Origin of the sequence: Limoniibacter endophyticus (assembly GCF_014652835.1) — a bacterium.
Classification (GTDB): Bacteria; Pseudomonadota; Alphaproteobacteria; order Rhizobiales; family Rhizobiaceae; genus Limoniibacter; species Limoniibacter endophyticus.
In genome coordinates this window covers 309,359-328,366 of sequence record NZ_BMZO01000002.1, presented here as the reverse complement: position 1 = coordinate 328,366, position 19,008 = coordinate 309,359, and the positions used below count along the sequence as shown (strand labels likewise).

General features: G+C 58.5%; 19 protein-coding genes. 9 read left to right on the top strand and 10 right to left on the bottom strand.

Annotation, left to right across the window (positions count from 1 at the left end):
- Positions 1-38 precede the first annotated feature (38 nt).
- Positions 39-1,889, bottom strand: a complete 1,851-nt coding sequence (locus IE151_RS04155) for an ABC transporter ATP-binding protein (RefSeq protein ID WP_189488177.1) — start codon at positions 1,887-1,889, stop codon at positions 39-41.
- Between the two features lie 5 nt (positions 1,890-1,894).
- The gene (locus IE151_RS04150; protein ID WP_189488176.1) at positions 1,895-2,251 is read right to left on the bottom strand and encodes a hypothetical protein; all 357 of its coding nucleotides are present in this window, start codon (positions 2,249-2,251) and stop codon (positions 1,895-1,897) included.
- Positions 2,252-2,645: 394 nt separating this feature from the next.
- Between IE151_RS04150 and IE151_RS04145 the strand changes: the two genes are divergently transcribed.
- Positions 2,646-3,134, top strand: coding sequence for a tRNA (cytidine(34)-2'-O)-methyltransferase (locus tag IE151_RS04145; RefSeq protein WP_189488175.1), 489 nt, complete (start codon positions 2,646-2,648; stop codon positions 3,132-3,134).
- A 41-nt stretch (positions 3,135-3,175) separates the two neighbouring features.
- Here IE151_RS04145 and IE151_RS04140 read toward each other — a convergent pair whose 3' ends face one another.
- Positions 3,176-3,433, bottom strand: a complete 258-nt coding sequence (locus IE151_RS04140) for a hypothetical protein (protein ID WP_189488174.1) — start codon at positions 3,431-3,433, stop codon at positions 3,176-3,178.
- A gap of 121 nt (positions 3,434-3,554) precedes the next feature.
- On the opposite strand from IE151_RS04140, the gene hemF reads away from it, so the two are divergent.
- Complete coding sequence (gene hemF, locus IE151_RS04135; RefSeq protein WP_189488173.1) at positions 3,555-4,469, top strand: oxygen-dependent coproporphyrinogen oxidase; 915 nt, start codon at positions 3,555-3,557, stop codon at positions 4,467-4,469.
- Between the two features lie 119 nt (positions 4,470-4,588).
- Positions 4,589-4,774: a DUF1059 domain-containing protein gene (locus IE151_RS04130; protein ID WP_189488172.1), complete on the top strand. Its 186-nt coding sequence runs from the start codon at positions 4,589-4,591 to the stop codon at positions 4,772-4,774.
- Between the two features lie 69 nt (positions 4,775-4,843).
- On the opposite strand, the gene IE151_RS04125 is transcribed toward IE151_RS04130, so the two are convergent.
- From IE151_RS04125 to IE151_RS04110, 4 genes are all read right to left on the bottom strand, one after another.
- Positions 4,844-5,035: a hypothetical protein gene (locus tag IE151_RS04125; protein ID WP_189488171.1), complete on the bottom strand. Its 192-nt coding sequence runs from the start codon at positions 5,033-5,035 to the stop codon at positions 4,844-4,846.
- Positions 5,036-5,216: 181 nt separating this feature from the next.
- The gene (locus tag IE151_RS04120; protein WP_244636598.1) at positions 5,217-6,476 is read right to left on the bottom strand and encodes a CCA tRNA nucleotidyltransferase; all 1,260 of its coding nucleotides are present in this window, start codon (positions 6,474-6,476) and stop codon (positions 5,217-5,219) included.
- Positions 6,473-7,108, bottom strand: coding sequence for a CoA pyrophosphatase (locus tag IE151_RS04115; protein ID WP_189488170.1), 636 nt, complete (start codon positions 7,106-7,108; stop codon positions 6,473-6,475). Before IE151_RS04115 ends, IE151_RS04120 begins: the two co-directional genes overlap by 4 nt.
- Positions 7,105-7,728, bottom strand: a complete 624-nt coding sequence (locus tag IE151_RS04110; RefSeq protein ID WP_189488369.1) for a DUF1285 domain-containing protein — start codon at positions 7,726-7,728, stop codon at positions 7,105-7,107. Before IE151_RS04110 ends, IE151_RS04115 begins: the two co-directional genes overlap by 4 nt.
- A gap of 130 nt (positions 7,729-7,858) precedes the next feature.
- On the opposite strand from IE151_RS04110, the gene IE151_RS04105 reads away from it, so the two are divergent.
- The 4 genes from IE151_RS04105 to IE151_RS04090 are packed head-to-tail and all read left to right on the top strand — an operon-like array spanning position 7,859 to position 14,662.
- Complete coding sequence (locus tag IE151_RS04105; protein WP_189488169.1) at positions 7,859-8,866, top strand: AAA family ATPase; 1,008 nt, start codon at positions 7,859-7,861, stop codon at positions 8,864-8,866.
- Between the two features lie 10 nt (positions 8,867-8,876).
- Positions 8,877-9,779: a DUF58 domain-containing protein gene (locus IE151_RS04100; RefSeq protein ID WP_189488167.1), complete on the top strand. Its 903-nt coding sequence runs from the start codon at positions 8,877-8,879 to the stop codon at positions 9,777-9,779.
- Positions 9,779-12,601: a DUF4159 domain-containing protein gene (locus tag IE151_RS04095; protein ID WP_189488361.1), complete on the top strand. Its 2,823-nt coding sequence runs from the start codon at positions 9,779-9,781 to the stop codon at positions 12,599-12,601. Before IE151_RS04100 ends, IE151_RS04095 begins: the two co-directional genes overlap by 1 nt.
- Positions 12,602-12,613: 12 nt before the next feature.
- Positions 12,614-14,662, top strand: coding sequence for a hypothetical protein (locus IE151_RS04090; protein WP_189488165.1), 2,049 nt, complete (start codon positions 12,614-12,616; stop codon positions 14,660-14,662).
- Between the two features lie 472 nt (positions 14,663-15,134).
- Here IE151_RS04090 and IE151_RS04085 read toward each other — a convergent pair whose 3' ends face one another.
- A complete protein-coding gene (locus IE151_RS04085) occupies positions 15,135-15,647 on the bottom strand; it encodes a GNAT family N-acetyltransferase (protein ID WP_189488163.1) in 513 nt (170 codons plus the stop codon).
- Between the two features lie 280 nt (positions 15,648-15,927).
- On the opposite strand from IE151_RS04085, the gene IE151_RS04080 reads away from it, so the two are divergent.
- A complete protein-coding gene (locus IE151_RS04080) occupies positions 15,928-16,911 on the top strand; it encodes a glutathione S-transferase family protein (protein ID WP_189488161.1) in 984 nt (327 codons plus the stop codon).
- Between the two features lie 11 nt (positions 16,912-16,922).
- Here IE151_RS04080 and IE151_RS04075 read toward each other — a convergent pair whose 3' ends face one another.
- Positions 16,923-17,381: an NUDIX domain-containing protein gene (locus tag IE151_RS04075; RefSeq protein ID WP_189488159.1), complete on the bottom strand. Its 459-nt coding sequence runs from the start codon at positions 17,379-17,381 to the stop codon at positions 16,923-16,925.
- 117 nt (positions 17,382-17,498) lie between these two features.
- On the opposite strand from IE151_RS04075, the gene IE151_RS04070 reads away from it, so the two are divergent.
- Positions 17,499-18,404: a metallophosphoesterase family protein gene (locus tag IE151_RS04070; RefSeq protein ID WP_189488157.1), complete on the top strand. Its 906-nt coding sequence runs from the start codon at positions 17,499-17,501 to the stop codon at positions 18,402-18,404.
- Here the strand turns inward: IE151_RS04070 and IE151_RS04065 are convergent.
- Positions 18,396-19,001 carry a hypothetical protein gene (locus IE151_RS04065; RefSeq protein WP_244636597.1) on the bottom strand — a complete coding sequence of 202 codons (606 nt, stop codon included), beginning with the start codon at positions 18,999-19,001 and terminating at the stop codon, positions 18,396-18,398. The two genes, IE151_RS04070 and IE151_RS04065, sit on opposite strands and share 9 nt — an antisense overlap.
- Positions 19,002-19,008 lie beyond the last annotated feature (7 nt).

Sequence of the window (19,008 nt, the reverse complement as noted above, 5' to 3'; positions counted from 1 at the left end):
GGGAAAAGCGGGCGACTCGCGCCGCCCGCATCGTCATTTCATTCTGCCGCCTGTTCCTGCGGCTCATCCAGAATGAAGCCGCCGGATTGTCTCGCCCAGAGATGGGCATAAATGCCGCCAGTGGCAACAAGTTCGTCATGCGATCCTTGTTCCACGATCTTACCCTTGTCCATGATGATCAGGCGATCCATCTCGGTCAGCGTGGAAAGCCGGTGTGCGATTGCAATCACCGTCTTGCCCTGCATCAGCGAGAACAGGTTCTCCTGGATAGCCACTTCGACCTCTGAATCCAGCGCCGACGTCGCCTCGTCGAGAACGAGGATTGGCGCATTTTTCAGGAATACGCGGGCAATCGCGATACGTTGGCGTTGTCCGCCCGAAAGCTTCACGCCTCGTTCGCCCACCTGTGCATCAAGACCGGTCTTGCCATGCATGTCGGTCAAACCCTCGATGAAGTCCCAGGCATTCGCCCGCTTGGCCGCCGCAATGATTTCGTCGTCGGAAGCGCCGGGATGACCATAGGCGATGTTCTCACGGATCGTACGATGCAGCAGAGATGTGTCCTGCGTCACCATGCCAATCTGCGCGCGCAGCGATTCCTGCGTCACCGACGCGATATCCTGACCATCGATCGAGATCCTGCCCTTCTCCAGGTCGAAAAACCGCAAGAGCAGGTTGACCAGCGTGGTTTTGCCCGCACCCGAGCGCCCGACCAGACCGACCTTCTCACCAGGCTTGATGACCAGCGACAGATCGTCGATAACGCCCTTGTTCTTGCCGTAGTGAAAACGCACGTTCTCGTAGACGATACCACCCTCCTGTGCTTTCAAGGCAGGCGCGTCCCTGGCATCGACCACGTCGTGATGCTTTGTCATCATCGACATGCCGTCATAGACGGTGCCGATGTTTTCAAACAGCGAAGTCACCTCCCACATGATCCATTGCGACATTCCGTTGACGCGCATTGAAAGACCGATGGCGACCGCAACCGCACCCGTGGTAACCGAACCCGTCATCCAGAAATAGATGCCCAGTGCTGCCGTGGCAAAAACCACGAAGGCGTTGTTGATATCGATCAGGATGTTGAAGCCTGAAATCTTGCGCATCTGGCGGTGTACCGTTCCGAGGAACAGGTTCATGCCGTCACGCGCATAGGTTTCCTCGCGTCCCGCGTGGGAAAAAAGCTTGATCGTCGTGATATTCGTGTAGCTGTCGACGATACGCCCCGTCATCAACGAGCGTGCATCCGCCTGCTCCTGCGCAAGCCTGGCCAGCCGCGGCACGAAATAGGCGAGTATGGCAAGATAGACCAGGAGCCAGAAGAGCAGCGGCACGACAAGACGCAAATCGGCCGACGCAACGGTGAAAAGCATCGCCAGCACAAAACTGATCGCATAGACGAACACGTCGATGATCTTCAGCGCGACTTCGCGAATGGCAAGTGCAGTCTGCATCACCTTGGTCGAGACCCGTCCCGCAAACTCGTTGGCGAAGAAGGTCATCGAGTGGCGCAGCAGGTAGCGGTGCATCTTCCAGCGCGCGATCATGCCGAAATTGCCGGCCAGCGTCTGATGCATCGTCATCGTGTGGACGGCACCCATCAGCGGCAGTCCCACCAGAACCAGCGCGCCCATCCCGATCAGTCGCCAGCTCTCGTCGGCCAGAAAGGTGGTGCGGTCGGCTGTCGCCAGCCAATCCACGATATTGCCAAGGAAGCTGTAGAGTGCAGCCTCGGCAATCGCGATGCCCATCGACATGAGGCCGAGCAGAAGCAACCAGGGCCACGCCGGCTTTGCATAATGCCATATGAAGGCAAACAGCTTCTTCGTCGGCACCACCGGTGCTTCCGAAGGAAACGGATCCAATCGTCGTTCAAACCAGGAAAACATGGCTCTTATCCAATCATTTCTGCGCGTTGCCGCACCTGTTTCTTATTGTGCTTCAAAGCCCGCCACGGCAGGCCAAGAACCGCTTTGATTCTTCTAGCCAGGCGAACATGCCAAGCATTTGACGAGACGACGAAAATTGCATTCTCCGGCGAAACGTCCGGTAGACGGACGCGGTGCGCCTTTTGCAATTCCTCGCGTCTGATCCCATGAAGAATCTCGAAAGCGATGCGCTGCGGATCGTCATGCACGATCCGCGCGGCATAATGGTAATGTTGTTTCGACGCCAAAGCGTCTTTTTGAAGGAGAGTCATTGTCGCAATCCCAAGCAGTCCGGAGGGTTTAATCCGGCGGGACTGGAGCAATGACTATTTGCTGGAAGCAGAACGCGCTCTATCGAGGCGCGAAAAAGTCTAACCCAATCCGCCGATCAGAAGCCGCCCACAATGGGTGAGAGGCGCCGAACGAACACAATATGAAATGGTCGCATTTCTTCGCCTCCTGTAGACTGCTGCATCGAAAGACGATGCATCGGGTTGGGATAATCAGCACGTCCTTGTGCATCTGAAATGAACGCACACCGCACTGACGGTTGACAATGATGAGCCTTATACGCCCATTCGCGAAAAGTGACTACCCTGCTTTCTTTTCAGCCGGGCAGAAACGCGATTTTGTTGCGCAGATGCAACAGGTGCGTCTTCGGCAGGAATGAAGGCTGCGTCTGGTCACCCGATTTCCGCAAAACGAAAAGCTTAGCCCATGACAGAACACCGCAACATCCGCCTTGCCCTCTTCCAGCCTGACATTGCCGGTAATACCGGCACGTTGCTACGCATGGCAGCTTGTCTCGGCATTGCACTGGATATTATCGAGCCGGCAGGATTCGACGTCTCCGACCGGAACCTGAAACGCGCCGGGATGGATTATCTGGAGCTGGCTTCACTCACCCGCCACATCGACTTCGACGCTTTCGAAGCCTGGCGGAAAACCGAGGGGCGCCGACTGGTCATTCTCTCCACGAAAGCTTCCCTGCCCTATACGCATTTTGAATTCCGTTCCGACGACGTTCTCCTGTTCGGTCGGGAATCGAAAGGCCTGCCCGATCAAGTGCACGCTCTTGCCGATGCACGTTTGACGATTCCCATGCCAGGAGGCGGCCGCTCCCTCAACCTGGCCATCAGCGCAGCGATGGTGACAGGCGAAGCCATCAGGCAGATCGGAGACACGTTCTCTGCCGCTCCTGACTAGGCCCGCAACTTCCACTAATTTGCGCCAGAGAATTTGAGAAATCAGTCCGCCGTCGGCAGGCGCCTGATCGTGAACTCGATAACATCGCCAGGACGCTCGAACCAGCTTTCAATCTCGGTCCAGTAGGCCGGCCTGGGCCAACGTTCGAAGCATTCGCGCGCCTTCTCGCGGGCCTGCGGACGCGCAAGGATGAAGGTTTCACGCACGAATCCATCCCGCTTGGCATTGCTGCCATTTTCGCGGGCTGCTTCCATACTCTGTTTCAGACTGTTAAGCGGTGGTCTTGACGGGGTGCGCACTTTCGTCTCCTTGACCCGTTCAAGCAAAAGTTTAAGTCGCATTCTACAAAAAGACGAGTCTTTTGTCCGCCATGGTTAATAGACACAGTCTTGAACACGCATGAGAAAGAAGAACGAGCGCATGGAACGCCCTGACATTGCCCCCGGTCTGCCCGCCGACATAGAAGCCAAGAAAGCGACCGCGACCGCCTGGTTCGAATCCCTGCGCGATCAGATCTGCACGAAATTCGAAACGATAGAACAGGACGTGACCGGCGAGCACTCCTCATGGATGCCCGGCTCCTTCGAGCGCACCCCCTGGGCACGCGATGAAGGCCGGGGAGGAGGAGGCGTCATGTCGATTATGCATGGTCGCGTTTTCGAGAAGGTCGGCGTCCATACCTCCACCGTCTACGGTGAATTCTCGCCGGAGTTTCGCAATCAGATACCAGGGGCCAACGAGGACCCCCGTTTCTGGGCATCGGGCATTTCGCTGATCGCTCATCCCTGGAATCCGAACGTGCCGGCCGTTCACATGAACACGCGCATGGTGGTCACCACGCGCCAGTGGTTCGGTGGAGGCGCCGATCTGACACCCATGCTTGACCGACGCCGCAACCAGGATGATCCCGATAATGTGCTCTTTCACAAGGCTATGCGCTTCGCATGCGAGAAGCATCCGGGCATTGGCGACTATCCGCGCATGAAGGAATGGTGTGACGAATATTTCTACCTGCCCCATCGCCAGGAACCGCGCGGCATTGGCGGCATCTTCTTCGACTGGCAAAAGGCGCCGGAAGAGAGGGGCGGCTGGGATGCCGATTTCCGTTTCGTGCAGGATGTCGGGCGCTCTTTCATGCTCGTCTACGACATGCTTGTTCGCAAGAATTTCAATGAAAGCTGGACCGAAGCCGACCGTGAAGAACAGCTTATCCGGCGTGGACGCTATGTCGAATTCAACCTGCTCTATGACCGTGGTACGATCTTCGGGTTGAAAACGGGCGGTAATGTCAACTCGATCCTTTCATCGCTCCCGCCGGCGGTGCGCTGGCCCTAAATGCGGAACTCTCGCGGAGCACGGCGCGTTTTCAACCATTGGAAATGCTCATTGTATAGAAAACCAGGCGGGCGTACGGCTCGAAGAGTTCGTTCGCATCAAAGGATTGGAGAAAGACAATGAAGGAATTTCATTGCGGCACGCTGGTTCCCGGATGTCCGTTTCACGCGCGTCACGAGGACGAGGCGGAAGTGATCCGCAAGGCCGTCGAACATATGCGGGATACGCACGGTGAAACGATCATACGCGAAACCATGGTCGAAGCCATCCGCTCGCGTATCGTCAACAAGGCAAGCGCCGCCTGATCCACGTGCATTCCGGAGAAAAACAAAAGGCCTCGCGCAAGCCGCGAGGCCTTTGTCTATGACTGCAAATCAATCGGCGCCATAAAAGCGCATTTCCTCGCGCTTCTCGAAGAATGTTTTTTCATGATGGCCGGGCCGGTTCCATTGTGAGGAAACCGGTTTTTTGAAATCGAGATCGAGATTATCGTGTCTACCCGTTTCGCATCCGGCGAGAAGCAGAACGGCCGTCAACCCAAACGAATATTTAAGAGAAGAGATCATCAATATTACACCCATTTTCGATGATAGATAACGCGATCGACGGGAGGAGATGTCGACCGCGCGTCGAAAACTGGCAGCGACGCTATTCTTCGTCAAAACCTTTCGGGAAACAGCCTGAACCGGGCAATGCTAAAGAAAAAACCTTTTTACTCTAATAGAATATGTTTCTTTGTGCTGATTTTTACTTTCTATCCTTGTATGCTTCCTCGAGAAGATCGTCTTTTGTTAATGTAAAGCCACTGTCGATCCATCTCTCTTCGAGACGTTTGAGGACATCTCCCAATGGCTTTCCCCGCACGAACCCCGCCTCAAGCAGATCGGCGCCGGAGACCGGGAAGACCGGATTTTCCCATGTTTGCGCCATGCGGACTTGCTCCAGCCTTTGCCCGGCTTCCGCAACCCGCGAAAGATCGTTTGCAGCGGCTGAACGTGCGGAGGAATAGGCCAGCATGATACGATCCCGCAAAGCTTGGGGATCGCCACGATAGAGCATCTTTGCCAGACCGCTCCTGCCAAGATCGGCAGTCGGCGATGGCGTCAACGCCCAGCTGGCGAGTCGTTTTTCATCCCGCTTGGACATTTTCAGCCTGCGGGCCAATGCAACCATGCGGGCCTCGTCAGGCGGCACGATCGCCATCAGGCGCAGGAGTATATCCGGCTCCGAATGGAGCGTTCTCTCGGTCTCGATCAGACCGGCAAAGGCATCGATGCCCCACTTCTCGCTTTCGGGTAGAATGGCCGTCAGTACACTCGTCTGACGCATCCACAGGATGGCGCGCGACGGATCCGGCGCTGCGAGCAATTTCGAAAGTTCCGCCCAGACGCGCTCGACCGAAAGTCTTGTCAGACCGCTTTTCAACCGGGCACAGGCCTTCAGACCTTCGGCATCCGGACGACCCGATCCATACCGGGCGAAGAAGCGAAAGAAACGCAGGATACGCAAGAAATCTTCCTCGATACGCTCACCCGGATCGCCGATGAAGCGCAAAGTCCTCGTTTCGATATCTGCCGCGCCGCCAACATGGTCATGGACCTGCCCCTTCCGATCAAGATAGAGGGCATTGATCGTAAAATCGCGACGCCTTGCATCCGCTTCCCAGTCGCGGCTGAATTTCACCTTGGCATGACGCCCGTCAGTTTCGACGTCCGAGCGTAGCGTCGTAACTTCGTATGGCGTGCCATCGATGACCACCGTGACCGTGCCATGCTCAATGCCCGTCGGGACCGCTTTGAACCCTGCTTTCCCGGCACGTGCGACCGTTTCCTCCGGCAAGGTCGTCGAAGCAATATCCACTTCGTGCACGGGCTCGCCCATCAGCGCATTGCGCACCGCCCCGCCGACGACGCGCGCCTCCTCTCCGCTTTCGCTCAGGATGGCCAGAAGTGTTTGTAAGTTTTTGTCCTGGAGCCAGGGCGCGCGGTCGCCGATCATCATAGTCACGCATAAAGCCTTTCATAGAGCATATGGATGATGCCGGCGGTAGCCCCCCAGATATAGCGTTCCTGATACTGCATCACGTGGAAGAAGCGTTCACGCTCCTGCCAGATGAGGCTTGAACGTTCGTGATTGCTGGCATCCATGAGGAACGAAAGCGGCACTTCGAACAGATCCGCCACCTCGTCTTCGTTTAGAACCGGTACGTAGTCCGGCTGGACAACGCCAACGACGGGCGTGATCGAATAGCCAGAGCCTGTGACATAGATCGGAAGATCGGCGATCACCTCGATCAGCAGCCGATCGACGCCGATTTCCTCCTCGGTTTCGCGCAGGGCGGCATCGCGTATGGTCGCATCTTCCGGATCGACACGACCGCCGGGAAAAGCGATCTGGCCGGAATGACTGCGCAGCGTCTCGGTTCGCTTGGTAAGGATGAGCGAAGTTCCATTTTCTCGTTCGACGACGGGCACAAGCACGGCCGCATCGACCAGCTTGCGCCGGGTCAGGATTTTCGCCGTTCCAGGGTTGAGGCTGTGATCGCCATAGGGATCGGATCGACTGGAAAAATCGGCAGCGCCGAGCCGGCGCCGAAACTCATCCATGGAAAAAGGTGCATCGAAAACCGTATCGTTCATCCCGACAACCTATTCAGTTCATCCGCCGGCATGATCGCGAAAACCTCGCCGCCACTGCGGATGGCGAACATGTCGCGACCGTCAACTTCGATCTCTTCGCCAAGCGAGACCAATTCGTAGGTAAGCGCACGCGACAATAGCGCCTCCAGCCGTCCGCGCACGAGAAGATAGGGTTTCAGCCCGCCCGTTTCCTCGCCAATGACAAAACGCAAAGGATTATCCCTGCCGATCTCCACCACATCGCCGACATTGGTGCGCACGGTCAGCCTTCGGCCGCTCCCGTCACCGTCGACGTGCATTTCGACGCCGATGAAATGCGCATCCGCAACGCGAATTTCCACCTTCTCCACCGGCGTGACCAGATAGGTTATGCCGTCCTCGTCCTTCCGCAATACGCTGGAGAAAAGCTCAACCAGTGCCGGCCTGCCGATCGGAGTCCCCATATAAAACCAGCTTCCATCGGCGCGGATTTCCATATCGATCTTGCCGCAGTGTTGCGGGTTCCACTTTTCGACGGGCGCAGGCCCCTTCTGCGCACGGCTGGCGCGTGAAAGCAGGCTCGCAAGCCCCGCAGGGTCGACAGCCTCTTTCAAACCTTTGTTACGATTACGATCGGTCATGGCCACGAAATAGTCACTCTTGTCACAAAAGTCAGTAGAGAGATGGTTCTATCTGCAGATCGGGCACTTAACGGGGGCGATGCGCAATGCTAGCCTCACTCTTCAATCCTAAACAAGGACGCGAGCGCGCATGAACACCGCAATCACCGAAAAGGGCCTCACGGACAAGGAAATGATTGCGCAGGCCGAAGCCGCTCTGGGTGAACTTGCCAAGGTGCGCGAAGCCGTGGGCAAGGTGATTTTCGGTCAGGAGAGCGTCGTCGAGCAGACCATGATCGCCATCCTCGCCAGCGGCCACGCGCTCCTGGTCGGCGTTCCAGGGCTTGCCAAGACGAAGCTGGTGGAAACGCTAGGCACCGTGCTCGGCCTCAACGCAAGCCGCATTCAGTTCACGCCCGATCTCATGCCTTCCGATATTCTGGGCTCCGAAGTGCTGGAGCAGGACGAGACCGGCAAGCGTTCCTTCCGCTTCATCGCCGGGCCGGTCTTCACCCAGCTTTTGATGGCCGACGAGATCAACCGTGCCAGCCCGCGCACACAGTCGGCTCTGTTGCAGGCGATGCAGGAGCGCCATGTCACGGTCGGGGGTCTGCGCTACGACCTGCCGCATCCTTTTCACGTGCTCGCAACGCAGAACCCGCTGGAGCAGGAAGGCACCTATCCGCTCCCGGAAGCTCAGCTTGACCGCTTTCTTTTGCAGGTCAACGTCGATTATCCCGAACTCGACGCAGAGCGCCGCATTCTACTGGAAACCACCGGTGCCCACGACGCGGAGGCCGAAAGCGTTCTGGATTCCAGCCGCCTGATCGCCGTCCAGTCGCTGATCCGCCACATGCCGGTTCCCGAAAGCGTCGTCGACGCCATCCTTTCGCTCGTGCGTGCCGCGCGCCCCGGCCACGGCAACGAGCATACCGATAAGCACGTAGCCTGGGGTCCCGGTCCCCGTGCCGGCCAGTCGCTGATGCTGTGCAGCCGCGCGCGCGCGCTTTACGACGGCCGCCTTGCCCCCTCGATCGATGACGTGCATGCGCTGGCTGAACCTGTCCTGCAACATCGCATGGCCCTGACCTTTGCGGCGCGCGCCGAAGGTATGAGCGTTTCGGACGTCATCCGCACGCTCGTTCGCGAGCAGGGCTAGGGTACCGCTTATGGCCATAGGCGAAGCAACCGCCCCCGCACTCGTCAGCGATGCCCTCGCCCGCGCACGCCAGCGTGCCCTGCTTGTGCCTGACCTGCTGGTCGATGCCCGTCGCGTCGCCAATACGGTTCTTGCAGGTTGGCATGGTCGCAGACGCCGCGGCATCGGTGAAAATTTCTGGCAGTTCCGTCCCTATGTCGAAGGCGAGTCGCAGGTCCGCATCGACTGGCGCCGCTCCGCGCGTGATGATCATACCTATATTCGCGACCGCGAATGGGAGGCCGCGCATACGGTATGGCTTTGGGCGGATTTCTCGCCATCAATGCTCTACAAGTCCAAAGGCGCATTGGTTTCGAAGCAATCGCGCGCCATCGTGCTGATCCTGGCCATGGCCGAGCTTCTGTCGCGTGGCGGCGAACGCATCGGCTGGCCGGGGCTAACCGAGCCCTTCGCAAGTCACAACGGCGCAGAACGTCTTGCAGCTCGTATCGCCAATGCACCGGAAAACGTAGAACGGCCCGATCTTACGACGATCCGCCGCAACTGCGACGTCATCCTGGCTGGTGATTTCCTCGACGCACCGGAAGAGACGATCGCGTGGCTGCAAGTGCTGTCACGCCATAGCGTCAGAGCGCATCTCGTCGAGATCGCCGATCCGGCAGAAGAGAGCTTCCCTTACAATGGCCGCACGGAATTTGTCGACCCGGAAGATGGTGCGCGCCTGACGCTCGGACGCGCCGAAACATTGCTAGAAGATTATCGTAATCTCTATCTCGCGCGACGCCAGACATTGGCCGAATTCTGCCGCCGTCTGGGCTGGAGTTATCGCGTGCATCACACGGACCGGCCCGCATCCGAAGCGCTGATGCATCTGCACCTGGCCTTGGCCGATGGCGGAGATGGCGCGCGATGATGAGCTGGCTCCCTCTCTCGTTTGGCGCACCTGCTCTTCTGGCGGGCCTTGTCGCGCTTCCGGTTATCTGGTGGCTGCTGCGCCTGACGCCCCCGCGTCCGCAGACGGAAGTGTTTCCTCCGCTTAAAATCCTGGCACGCTTGCGCAAACATGAGGAAACGCCACACCAGAGCCCATGGTGGCTGACACTTCTGCGTATGCTCATGGCCGCGATCGTCATCCTGGCGCTGACGAATCCAGTCTATAATCCGCGTGAAAGCGCAGCACTCGAAGGTGGTGCGTTAGCTCTGGTGATCGATAATGGCTGGGCCTCCGCCCCGGACTGGGATGCGCGTATCGAAACCGCAAACGATCTCGTAGGCGAGGCACGCAATGCCGACCTTCCCGTTTACGTGTCGCTTACCGCGGAAGCCGAGAATGCCGACGTCGGACCCTTCACACCGACGCAGGCGGTCGAACGCCTGAATGCTGCCGAACCGCGTCCTATTCCCGTCGATCGCCCTGCTGCCTTCGAGCGTCTCACTAGCGCACTGGCGCAGGAAGCAAGCGTCAACCTCGCGATCATCGCCGACGATCTTGCCGCCACTGATGACGAAGCGGCATTCAGCCAACTCTTTTCCCTCGATCCCGCCCGTGTCATCTGGGCTTCAGCCGGCAACAGCAATCCGGTCGGTCTCATCAATGCCACCAATGCGGCGTCCGGTTTTTCGGTCGAGGCTATCCGTCTCGGTAGCGCCCCTCGCACCGTGACGCTTATTGCTTCCGACACGCAAGGCCGCCCCATTGCCGAGACACAGCTTTCGTTCGGAGTGGGTGAAGAGCGCGCTTCGGCAAGTTTCGATGTTCCCTTCGAACTGCGCAACGAGTTTGCGCAAATTGCAGTCGAAGGCGCTAATCAGGCGGCAGCCGTGCGCTTGCAGGACGAGAATGCGCAACGCCGCCGCGTGGGCCTGTTATCGCAGACGCCCAATGATGCGGGACAGCCCCTGCTCTCGCCGCTCTATTATTTGCGCGAAGCCATGGCTCCCTTCGCCGATCTGATAGAGCCGCAAAATCCCGATCTCAATCGCGCCGTCCCACAGCTGATCGAGCGCGACCCGTCGATCATCATCATGGCTGATATTGGTGCGCTTCCCGAAAGCGCGCATGCAGCGCTTTCCGATTGGGTCGAAAAAGGCGGCATGCTCGTCCAGTTCGCCGGACCGCGCCTTGCCGCAGCCGATACCGACACCGATCTTCTGCCGGTTCGATTGCGCCGGGGAGAGCGCTCTCTCGGTGGAACGCTGTCCTGGACGGAGCCGCAGGCACTCGCGGAGTTCGCCCCTGACAGCCCTTTCAGCAGTCTCGCTGTCAGCAACGAAGTCACCGTTACGCGCCAGGTTCTGGCCGAGCCGACGCCCGACCTGAGCGCACGCAGCTGGGCACGGCTTGCCGACGGTACACCACTCATTACCGGCGCGAAACGCGGCCAGGGAACGCTGGTGCTCTTCCATACGACGGCCGATGCGCGCTGGTCCAACCTGCCAATCTCGGGAACCTTCGTAGAGATGCTGCAGCGTCTGACGCAGATCGCCCGGCGCTCGACGGGAGCAGATGCATCGCCAGCCAGTGGTACGCTGGCGCCTTACCGCCTGGTTTCCGCCGATGGCCAGTTGACCGCGCCGGGCCCCGACGCCCGCCCGCTTGCAGTCGGAGACGGGGCAGTGCCCGTGACGCGTGAAAACCCGCCCGGCTTCTATGGAACAGCAGATGGCTATGTGGCGCATAATCTGCTTGATACCTCGTCGCGTTTCGCACGCTTGAACGTGCCGCAAGCTGCAAGTTCCGCGGAGCGTATTCAGCTCGGGACCGAAAGGGCAATGGACCTGCGTCCTTATCTTTTCGCGGCGGCGCTTCTGCTTCTGGCGCTCGACACGCTGATCGTACTCTGGCTCGGTGGCCTGCGCCATCGCTTCGCCCGCCCGGTTAAAACTGCCTCCATCCTCTTGCTGGCGGGCATCGCCTATGGCGCCTCTGGCAGCGAACATAGCCTGGCGCAGGCGCAACCGGCTCATCCGGTGCAGGAAATCGACGGTGCTACTGCCATCGAGGCCGTCACCAAGACCCGGCTGGCTTACGTGCGCACCGGCAATGCGGAGCTGGACAATACCAGCCGCGCCGGTCTTTACGGCCTTTCCCGCTATCTCACAGCAAAGACGGCGCTTGAACCTGGAAATCCACAGGAAGTGGATATTGCGACCGACGAGCTTGCCTTCTACCCTCTGCTCTACTGGCCTATCGATCCGGATGCGGACATGCCTTCCGACGCGGCGATTGCCCGCATAGACGCATATATGAAGCAAGGCGGCTCCGTCCTGTTCGATACGCGCGATCAATATTCCGCGGGGTTCGATTCAAATGCCGTGAGCCCGGCAACCCAGCGCCTTCGCGACATCCTTGCCAATCTCAGCGTACCGCCGCTGGAGCCGGTGCCAGATGATCATGTGTTGACCAAGGCCTTCTATATCTTACGCTCCTTCCCCGGCCGCTATGATGGCGGGCCGCTTTGGGTGGAAGCCAGCGTGCCGCAGTCACAAAGCTCGACGCGGCCGGTGAACACCGGCGACGGAGTATCGCCGATCATGATCACGGCAAATGACTTTGCCGGAGCCTGGGCCATGGATGAGAGCGGTCAGCCGCTTTTCCCGACTGTACCTGCCGATCCCATGCAGCGCGTTTACGCCTACCGTGTCGGCATCAATATCGTCATGTATATGCTGACCGGCAATTACAAATCCGATCAGGTGCATGTGCCCGCCCTGCTCGAACGGCTCGGCCAGTAAGGACCAGCGCCCATGAACTGGACACTCTCCTTCGAACCGTTCTTTTCGCCAACGACGCTCGGGTTTTTGCTGGTGCCCGTTGCGCTCTTCGTGCTTGCAAGCCTCATCATGCGCAAGCGCGGCGCCTGGGTGCGGCTGATTGCGGCCGCGGCGCTTGCCCTTGCCTTGTTCAATCCGGTCGTCATGCAGGAGGAGCGCGATCCGCTGAAGAGCGTAGTTGCTATCGTCGTTGACCGCAGCCAGAGCCAGACGATAGACGGGCGGGACGCACAGACGGATCGGACGCTCGCCAATATTCAGGAAAAACTGGCGCGCTTTCCGGAATTCGAGGCGCGTGTCGTCGAATTGACGCAGCAGGCAGGCGCGAGTGGCACGCAAACGCGGCTTTTCGAAACATTGAACAATGCGCTGCGCGACGTCCCGCCGTCGCGTGTTGGCGGTGCGATCATGATCACCGACGGTCAGGTCCATGACGTACCGGGGGAGAATTTCGAGTTTCCGGCCCCGTTGCATGCCTTGATCACCGGACGCGAGGGTGAGATCGATCGACGTGTGCGCTTCGAACAGGCGCCACGCTTCGGTCTCGTCAACAATCCGCTTTACATGACTTATCGCGTATTGGGCGCGGAAGGCGAGACCGGCTCCGTCAATGTCCGTGTCTCCATCAACGGCGAACCGATCACAACAGAAAGTGCCGATATCGGTGAGGAATCAGCGCTGGAAATCCTGGTGCCGAATGCGGGCCGCAATATTGTCGAACTGGAAGTCGACCCGGTTCCGGGCGAACTGACCGATACCAACAACCGTACCATTGCGCTGGTTGACGGCATCCGCGAAAATTTACGCGTTCTTCTGGTTTCCGGCGAGCCTCACGCAGGCGAACGGACGTGGCGCAATTTGCTGAAATCAGACACCTCCGTCGATCTGGTGCATTTTACCATTTTACGCCCCCCGGAAAGGCAGGACGGCACGCCGATCAGCGAGCTGTCGCTTATTGCCTTTCCGACGCGCGAGCTTTTCGTCGAGAAGATCGGCGACTTTGACCTTATCATCTTCGATCGTTATCAGCACCGCGACGTGCTGCCACTGCTCTATTACGATTATATCGCGGAGTATGTGCAGAACGGCGGCGCTCTGCTGGTTGCGGCGGGTCCCGAATATGCGGGCGAGGACTCGATTTCCCGAACGCCACTTTTCCCTGCCTTGCCCGGCCAGCCCACCGGTGGAGTGATCGAAGAACCGTTCCGCCCGGAACTGACCGATCTCGGCAAACGCCACCCTGTAACCCGGGATCTCGAAGGCGCTATGGCGTCACCGCCCGAGTGGAGCCGATGGTTCCGTCTGATCCAGATCGCCAACCCGCAAGGGGACGTCGTCATGCAAGGGGCGAACAATCCTCTATTGCTCTTGTCGCGCATCGGCGAAGGCCGCGTTGGCATGCTACTGTCGGATCAGGGTTGGCTTTGGGCGCGCGGCTTTGAAGGCGGCGGTCCCTATGCGGCGCTCTATCGCCGTGTAGCACACTGGCTGATGAAGGAGCCGGAACTGGAAGAAGAACGATTGACCGCAGCAGGCGACGGCATGACCCTGTCGATCCGCCGCCAGACAATGGCCGACAATGCCGAGCATGCGGAAATCATTACGCCCGGCGGAGAAACACGACGCGTGACCTTGGCGAAGGAAAAGGAAGGGTTGTTCACCGCCCAGCTGGACGTGTCGGAAATCGGGCTTTATCGCATTGCGAATGGCAATCTGAACACCTTGGCACATGTCGGTCCTGTCAATGCCCCCGAATTCGCCGACATGATCTCGACAACCAGCATTCTTCAGCCCACCGTTGAAAACACCTATGGTATCGCCACGCGGATCGAAAACGCCGTGCCGGACCTGATCCCGATCCGCAACGTCGCCAATGCCTCGACCGAAAACCGTCTGGCGCTCAAGCCTACCGGCGATACCGTGTTGCGTTCGGTGCGCTCCATCCCGCTATTCGCAGGCTTTGCAGGTCTTGGCATCTTGCTTCTGGCTATGGGCGCAATGTGGTATCGCGAGGGGCGCTGAACCTGGCTCCCCGCCTCCTGGTAAATTCCAGTAGTTCGCTGAGGATTGGCTCGAGCGCAGCAGAAAAATCCGCTACGGCTTTTGCCGCGCGGTTGTTCGCTTCCCCTTATGTGGAGCCATCGATCTGGCTCGGGCGGGGAAAGGATGAAATGGAGTCAGGGCATGTGGCCCGTTCATTTCATTGTATTCTCGCATGCTTCCACATGCCCTGAACGGTTCGAAAGCATTGACTGGTGAGTTTGTCAGGCTCACATGTCGCGGCCTTCCTGCATACGGGTCGCTAATCCGCATGCATCCGCTTTTTCAGCGCATCAGGTGTCCGGGTGCACACCATATACCCCAAGCGCATGAAGAGTATCCCTCACGCCCGCAAGGTGTGAATGGATTGCGCCCCAACACCTGGAATAAAAATGACAAGCGCTTGATTTCGATGCTTTTAAAAGATTCAGCTGCGGAAATTCATCCACGTACCTTAACTGTCGAACATGAACGCATGGTCCATCGGACCTGTCAGCTTGGCCATCGCGCCAGGGATGATCTCATAGGCAAGCAGCCGCTCCGGATTGACAGGGAACGGCATTTGGACCTGGCCTGCGGGGATTTTGACATAACCGAAAGGGCCATAATAGGGCGGGTCGCCGACCAGAATTATAACGCCATGTCCGGCAGCCTTGGCCGCCTCCATCGCGATGACCATGAGCTTGCGTCCAATGCCGAGGTTCTTGAACTCCGGGCACACCGCCAACGGCCCGAGCATCAAGCCCCTGCCTTTCCCGGCGCCGATCGGTACAAGGCGAACAGAAGCGATCACATGCCCCTGATGCAGGGTGACGAATGAGAGCGAACGGTCATGAGGGCCGTTCTCGCGAATTTTCGACGCAGCGCGCGTGAAGCGGCCAGGCCCAAAGGCATGATGATGGATAAGATCGATCTCGGCGTCGTGCGCAGGTGTTTCCGCCACATAGGCGATGGCATCGGGGGTCATGTTTTATCATCCGCAAGGGCATGCAAAGGCCCTGATCTCAGGGCGCGACAAGGCGTTGCGCATCAAAGCGCAAGTCAGGTTCGTCGTCGTTCGCAGCCGGTCTGGATGATCAAATGTAGCATGTAATTGCCGCTATCATTGTTTTTCCGCCGCGTCATCAAAAATTGTACAGCCGATGCATTTTTCGCAGAGCTTGCCCTTGAACGCACTGTCTCCATAGAGACCGGTTGCGTTGGAACCCTTCAATCGCCAACTTGCTTCTCAAGAAAAGGAGAATGACATGGGCTTACTGGTCGACGGTATCTGGCAGGATAAATGGTACGACACCTCGAAGAGCGGAGGTCGCTTTGAGCGGTCGAAGGCTCAGTTTCGCGACTGGATCACCAGCGATGGCAAACCGATCGAAGGGCGTGAGCGCGGCTTTCAGGCCGAGCCGGGCCGCTATCACCTTTATGTTTCGCTTGCCTGCCCCTGGGCCCACCGCACTCTGATCGTCAGAAAGCTCAAGAAGCTGGAAGATGCGATCGACGTTTCAGTCGTGCATTATCATATGGGTGAGAATGGCTGGACCTTCGACCAAACTGAGGGCGCGACAGGCGATCAGCTTTACAGCCTGAATTATCTCTATCAGCTCTATTTGAAGGCCGACCCAAATTATTCGGGCCGCGTGACCGTACCAGTGCTCTGGGACAAGAAGACGGAAACCATCGTCTCAAACGAATCTGCGGAAATTATCCGCATGCTCAACTCTGCTTTCGATGCATGGGGCGACGCGGCAGTCGATCTTTCGCCCATGAGCCTCCGCGACGAAATAGATGCCATGAACGAGCGCATCTATGAACCGGTGAACAATGGCGTCTACAAGGCCGGTTTCGCGACTACGCAGAAGGCTTATGAGGAGGCTTTCGATGCGCTTTTCGCACGGCTTGATACGCTGGATGCGCATCTTGCGAAACATCGCTACCTGGTTGGCGGGCAACTGACCGAGGCCGATATCCGCCTGTTTACGACGTTGGTGCGTTTCGACGCCGTCTATGTCGGTCATTTCAAGTGCAATCTTCGTCGCATCGCCGACTACCCGGCCTTGTCGGCATATCTGCGCGATCTCTATCAGATACCGGGCGTGGCCGAGACGGTGGATTTCACGCATATCAAGCATCATTATTACGGCTCCCACAAGACGATCAACCCGACGGGTGTCGTGCCGAAGGGACCTGAGCTTGATCTTGATGCGCCGCACCTGCGCGACAAGCTGGAAGGTTAGTCGTTACCCGCCTACCAATGGTCCGAGCCAGGCACGCCGTCGAAAATCTCGGCAATGCGCCGGCGTGTGGCGATGGTTGTTTCCGTCGGCAAATTGGTGAGCGCAAAGAAGCCAAGCTCGGCGATCTCTGCCTGCTGCGCTCTCGGCGCACCGGAAAAGTCATGCGCGAGATAGACGAGCACATGGTCGCGCCTGCTTGCCGCTGTGTTGAGATGCGTGGAAACGAGCGAAAGCGCCCGAATTTCAAGCCCGGTCTCCTCCAGCACCTCCCGACGGGCTGCCTCAACCATCGTCTCGCCAGGATCAACCCCTCCTCCGGGGAGGTGCCACCCGCCGACATAGGTGTGGCGCACGAGCAGGAGGGCGTCTTTCTCGCGATCATGCACCACGACGCGCACCCCGAGCGTCATTGGACGCGACAGGAGAAACCAGAGGTGAAACAAGCGTCCGCGCAATCGCTTTAAGTCCATGGTCACCTCGACATGCTACAGGATAAGGCAGATATGCGTAGGTGACACGGGAGTCCGTAGCAAAAAGCCTCGTGATCACGCATTGTTGCAACCCGATTAACCTGTCATAACCAATTCATGTTTCGACTTGCGCATCTTTCAGACGTTCACCTCGGCCCTCTCCCGGATATCAGCTATCGGGAGCTTATGTCCAAACGGATCACCGGATATTTCAACTGGCAGCGCAATCGGCGCAAATATCTGCACGACGGCATTATTGATCATCTGCTGAGCGATATTCGCGCGCATACCCCGCATCATATCGCCATTACCGGCGATCTCGTCAACCTGGCGCTCGACATGGAAATCGAGTTGGCCAGGCAGTGGCTGGCAGAAGTCGGCGCCGGGGATTTCGTGTCCGTGGTGGCAGGCAATCACGACGCCTACGTACCCGGAGCTTTTGACAAGATCTGCAAGGCGTGGGCGCCTTACATGACGGGCGACAAACCAACGGGCACGTTGCGCCGCGACAGCTTTCCCTATCTTCGCGTCCGCGACAATGTCGCGATCATCGGCGTGACCTCGGCAAATGCGACCGCGCCTTTCATGGCCTCCGGCAATTTCAAATCGGGGCAGGCCGAGCGCCTGAGCAAGATTCTGGACGAAACCAAAGCACAGGGACTTTGCCGCGTCATTCTCATCCACCACCCGCCAGTACGAGAAGCAGTGCCACAGCACAAGCGTCTCTTTGGCATAGCCCGGTTTCAGAAGGTGATGCGCAAGCACGGTGCGGAGCTCATTCTGCACGGCCACTCGCATGAGCCCAGCCTCTATCATATAGATGGGCTGGATGGAAAAATCCCGGTGATCGGCGTTGCAGCAGCCGGTCAATCAGCAAACTCGAACAGGCCGGCGTCGCAGTTCAATCTCGTTACCATCGACGGCAAACGCGGTGAATGGACGATCGAACTTCTGCGACGCGGCCTGGCTGGCACTGCACTGCAATCTGTCGATCTCAGCAAGCAGACTTTCGAGCTAGCCTAGGTAATATCGCAGGACCGGTTCGACCCTGTCCCAGAAGAGGCCGGTGGCCATAAGCAGCCCGATGATGAGGCCGCACAGTACAAGACCGAACGCTGCCGTGACCGACATGCGGCTTCTCCGGAACTCGGTTGAGGACACTTGCGCGGAGTCCTTCTTGAGAGAACCCTGCTTGACACCGACCGGCTCACCATGGATCAGGCGCTGACGCTCGACCATGCGATCCGCAATGTAACGTGTTACCACCTTCGCAATCGCAGAAATATCGGCGCTTTCAGCGAGAACGATTCGACCGGCCCGGGTATCCTTCAAAAAACGCAGCGTACGCTTGTCGCGCCCGAGCGAAACATGGGCGACCGCATCGATCCAGAAACGCGGCTTTTCACCATTGGAAAGCGCGAAATCGAACCAGTCAAGGTCGTCAGGAACGTCCGCGAGAACCGGCTCCAGTTCGGCAACGAGCATTTCGAGCCGCATGAACTGCGCCTCGCGCATTTCGACGACGACGTCATCACGTTCGGCAGCGGCATTGCGAACCTCGCGCATGGCGGCGCGCAGCGGTGACAGCGGCTTGTCGAACTCTCTGGCTTGTTCACTCACGACACGC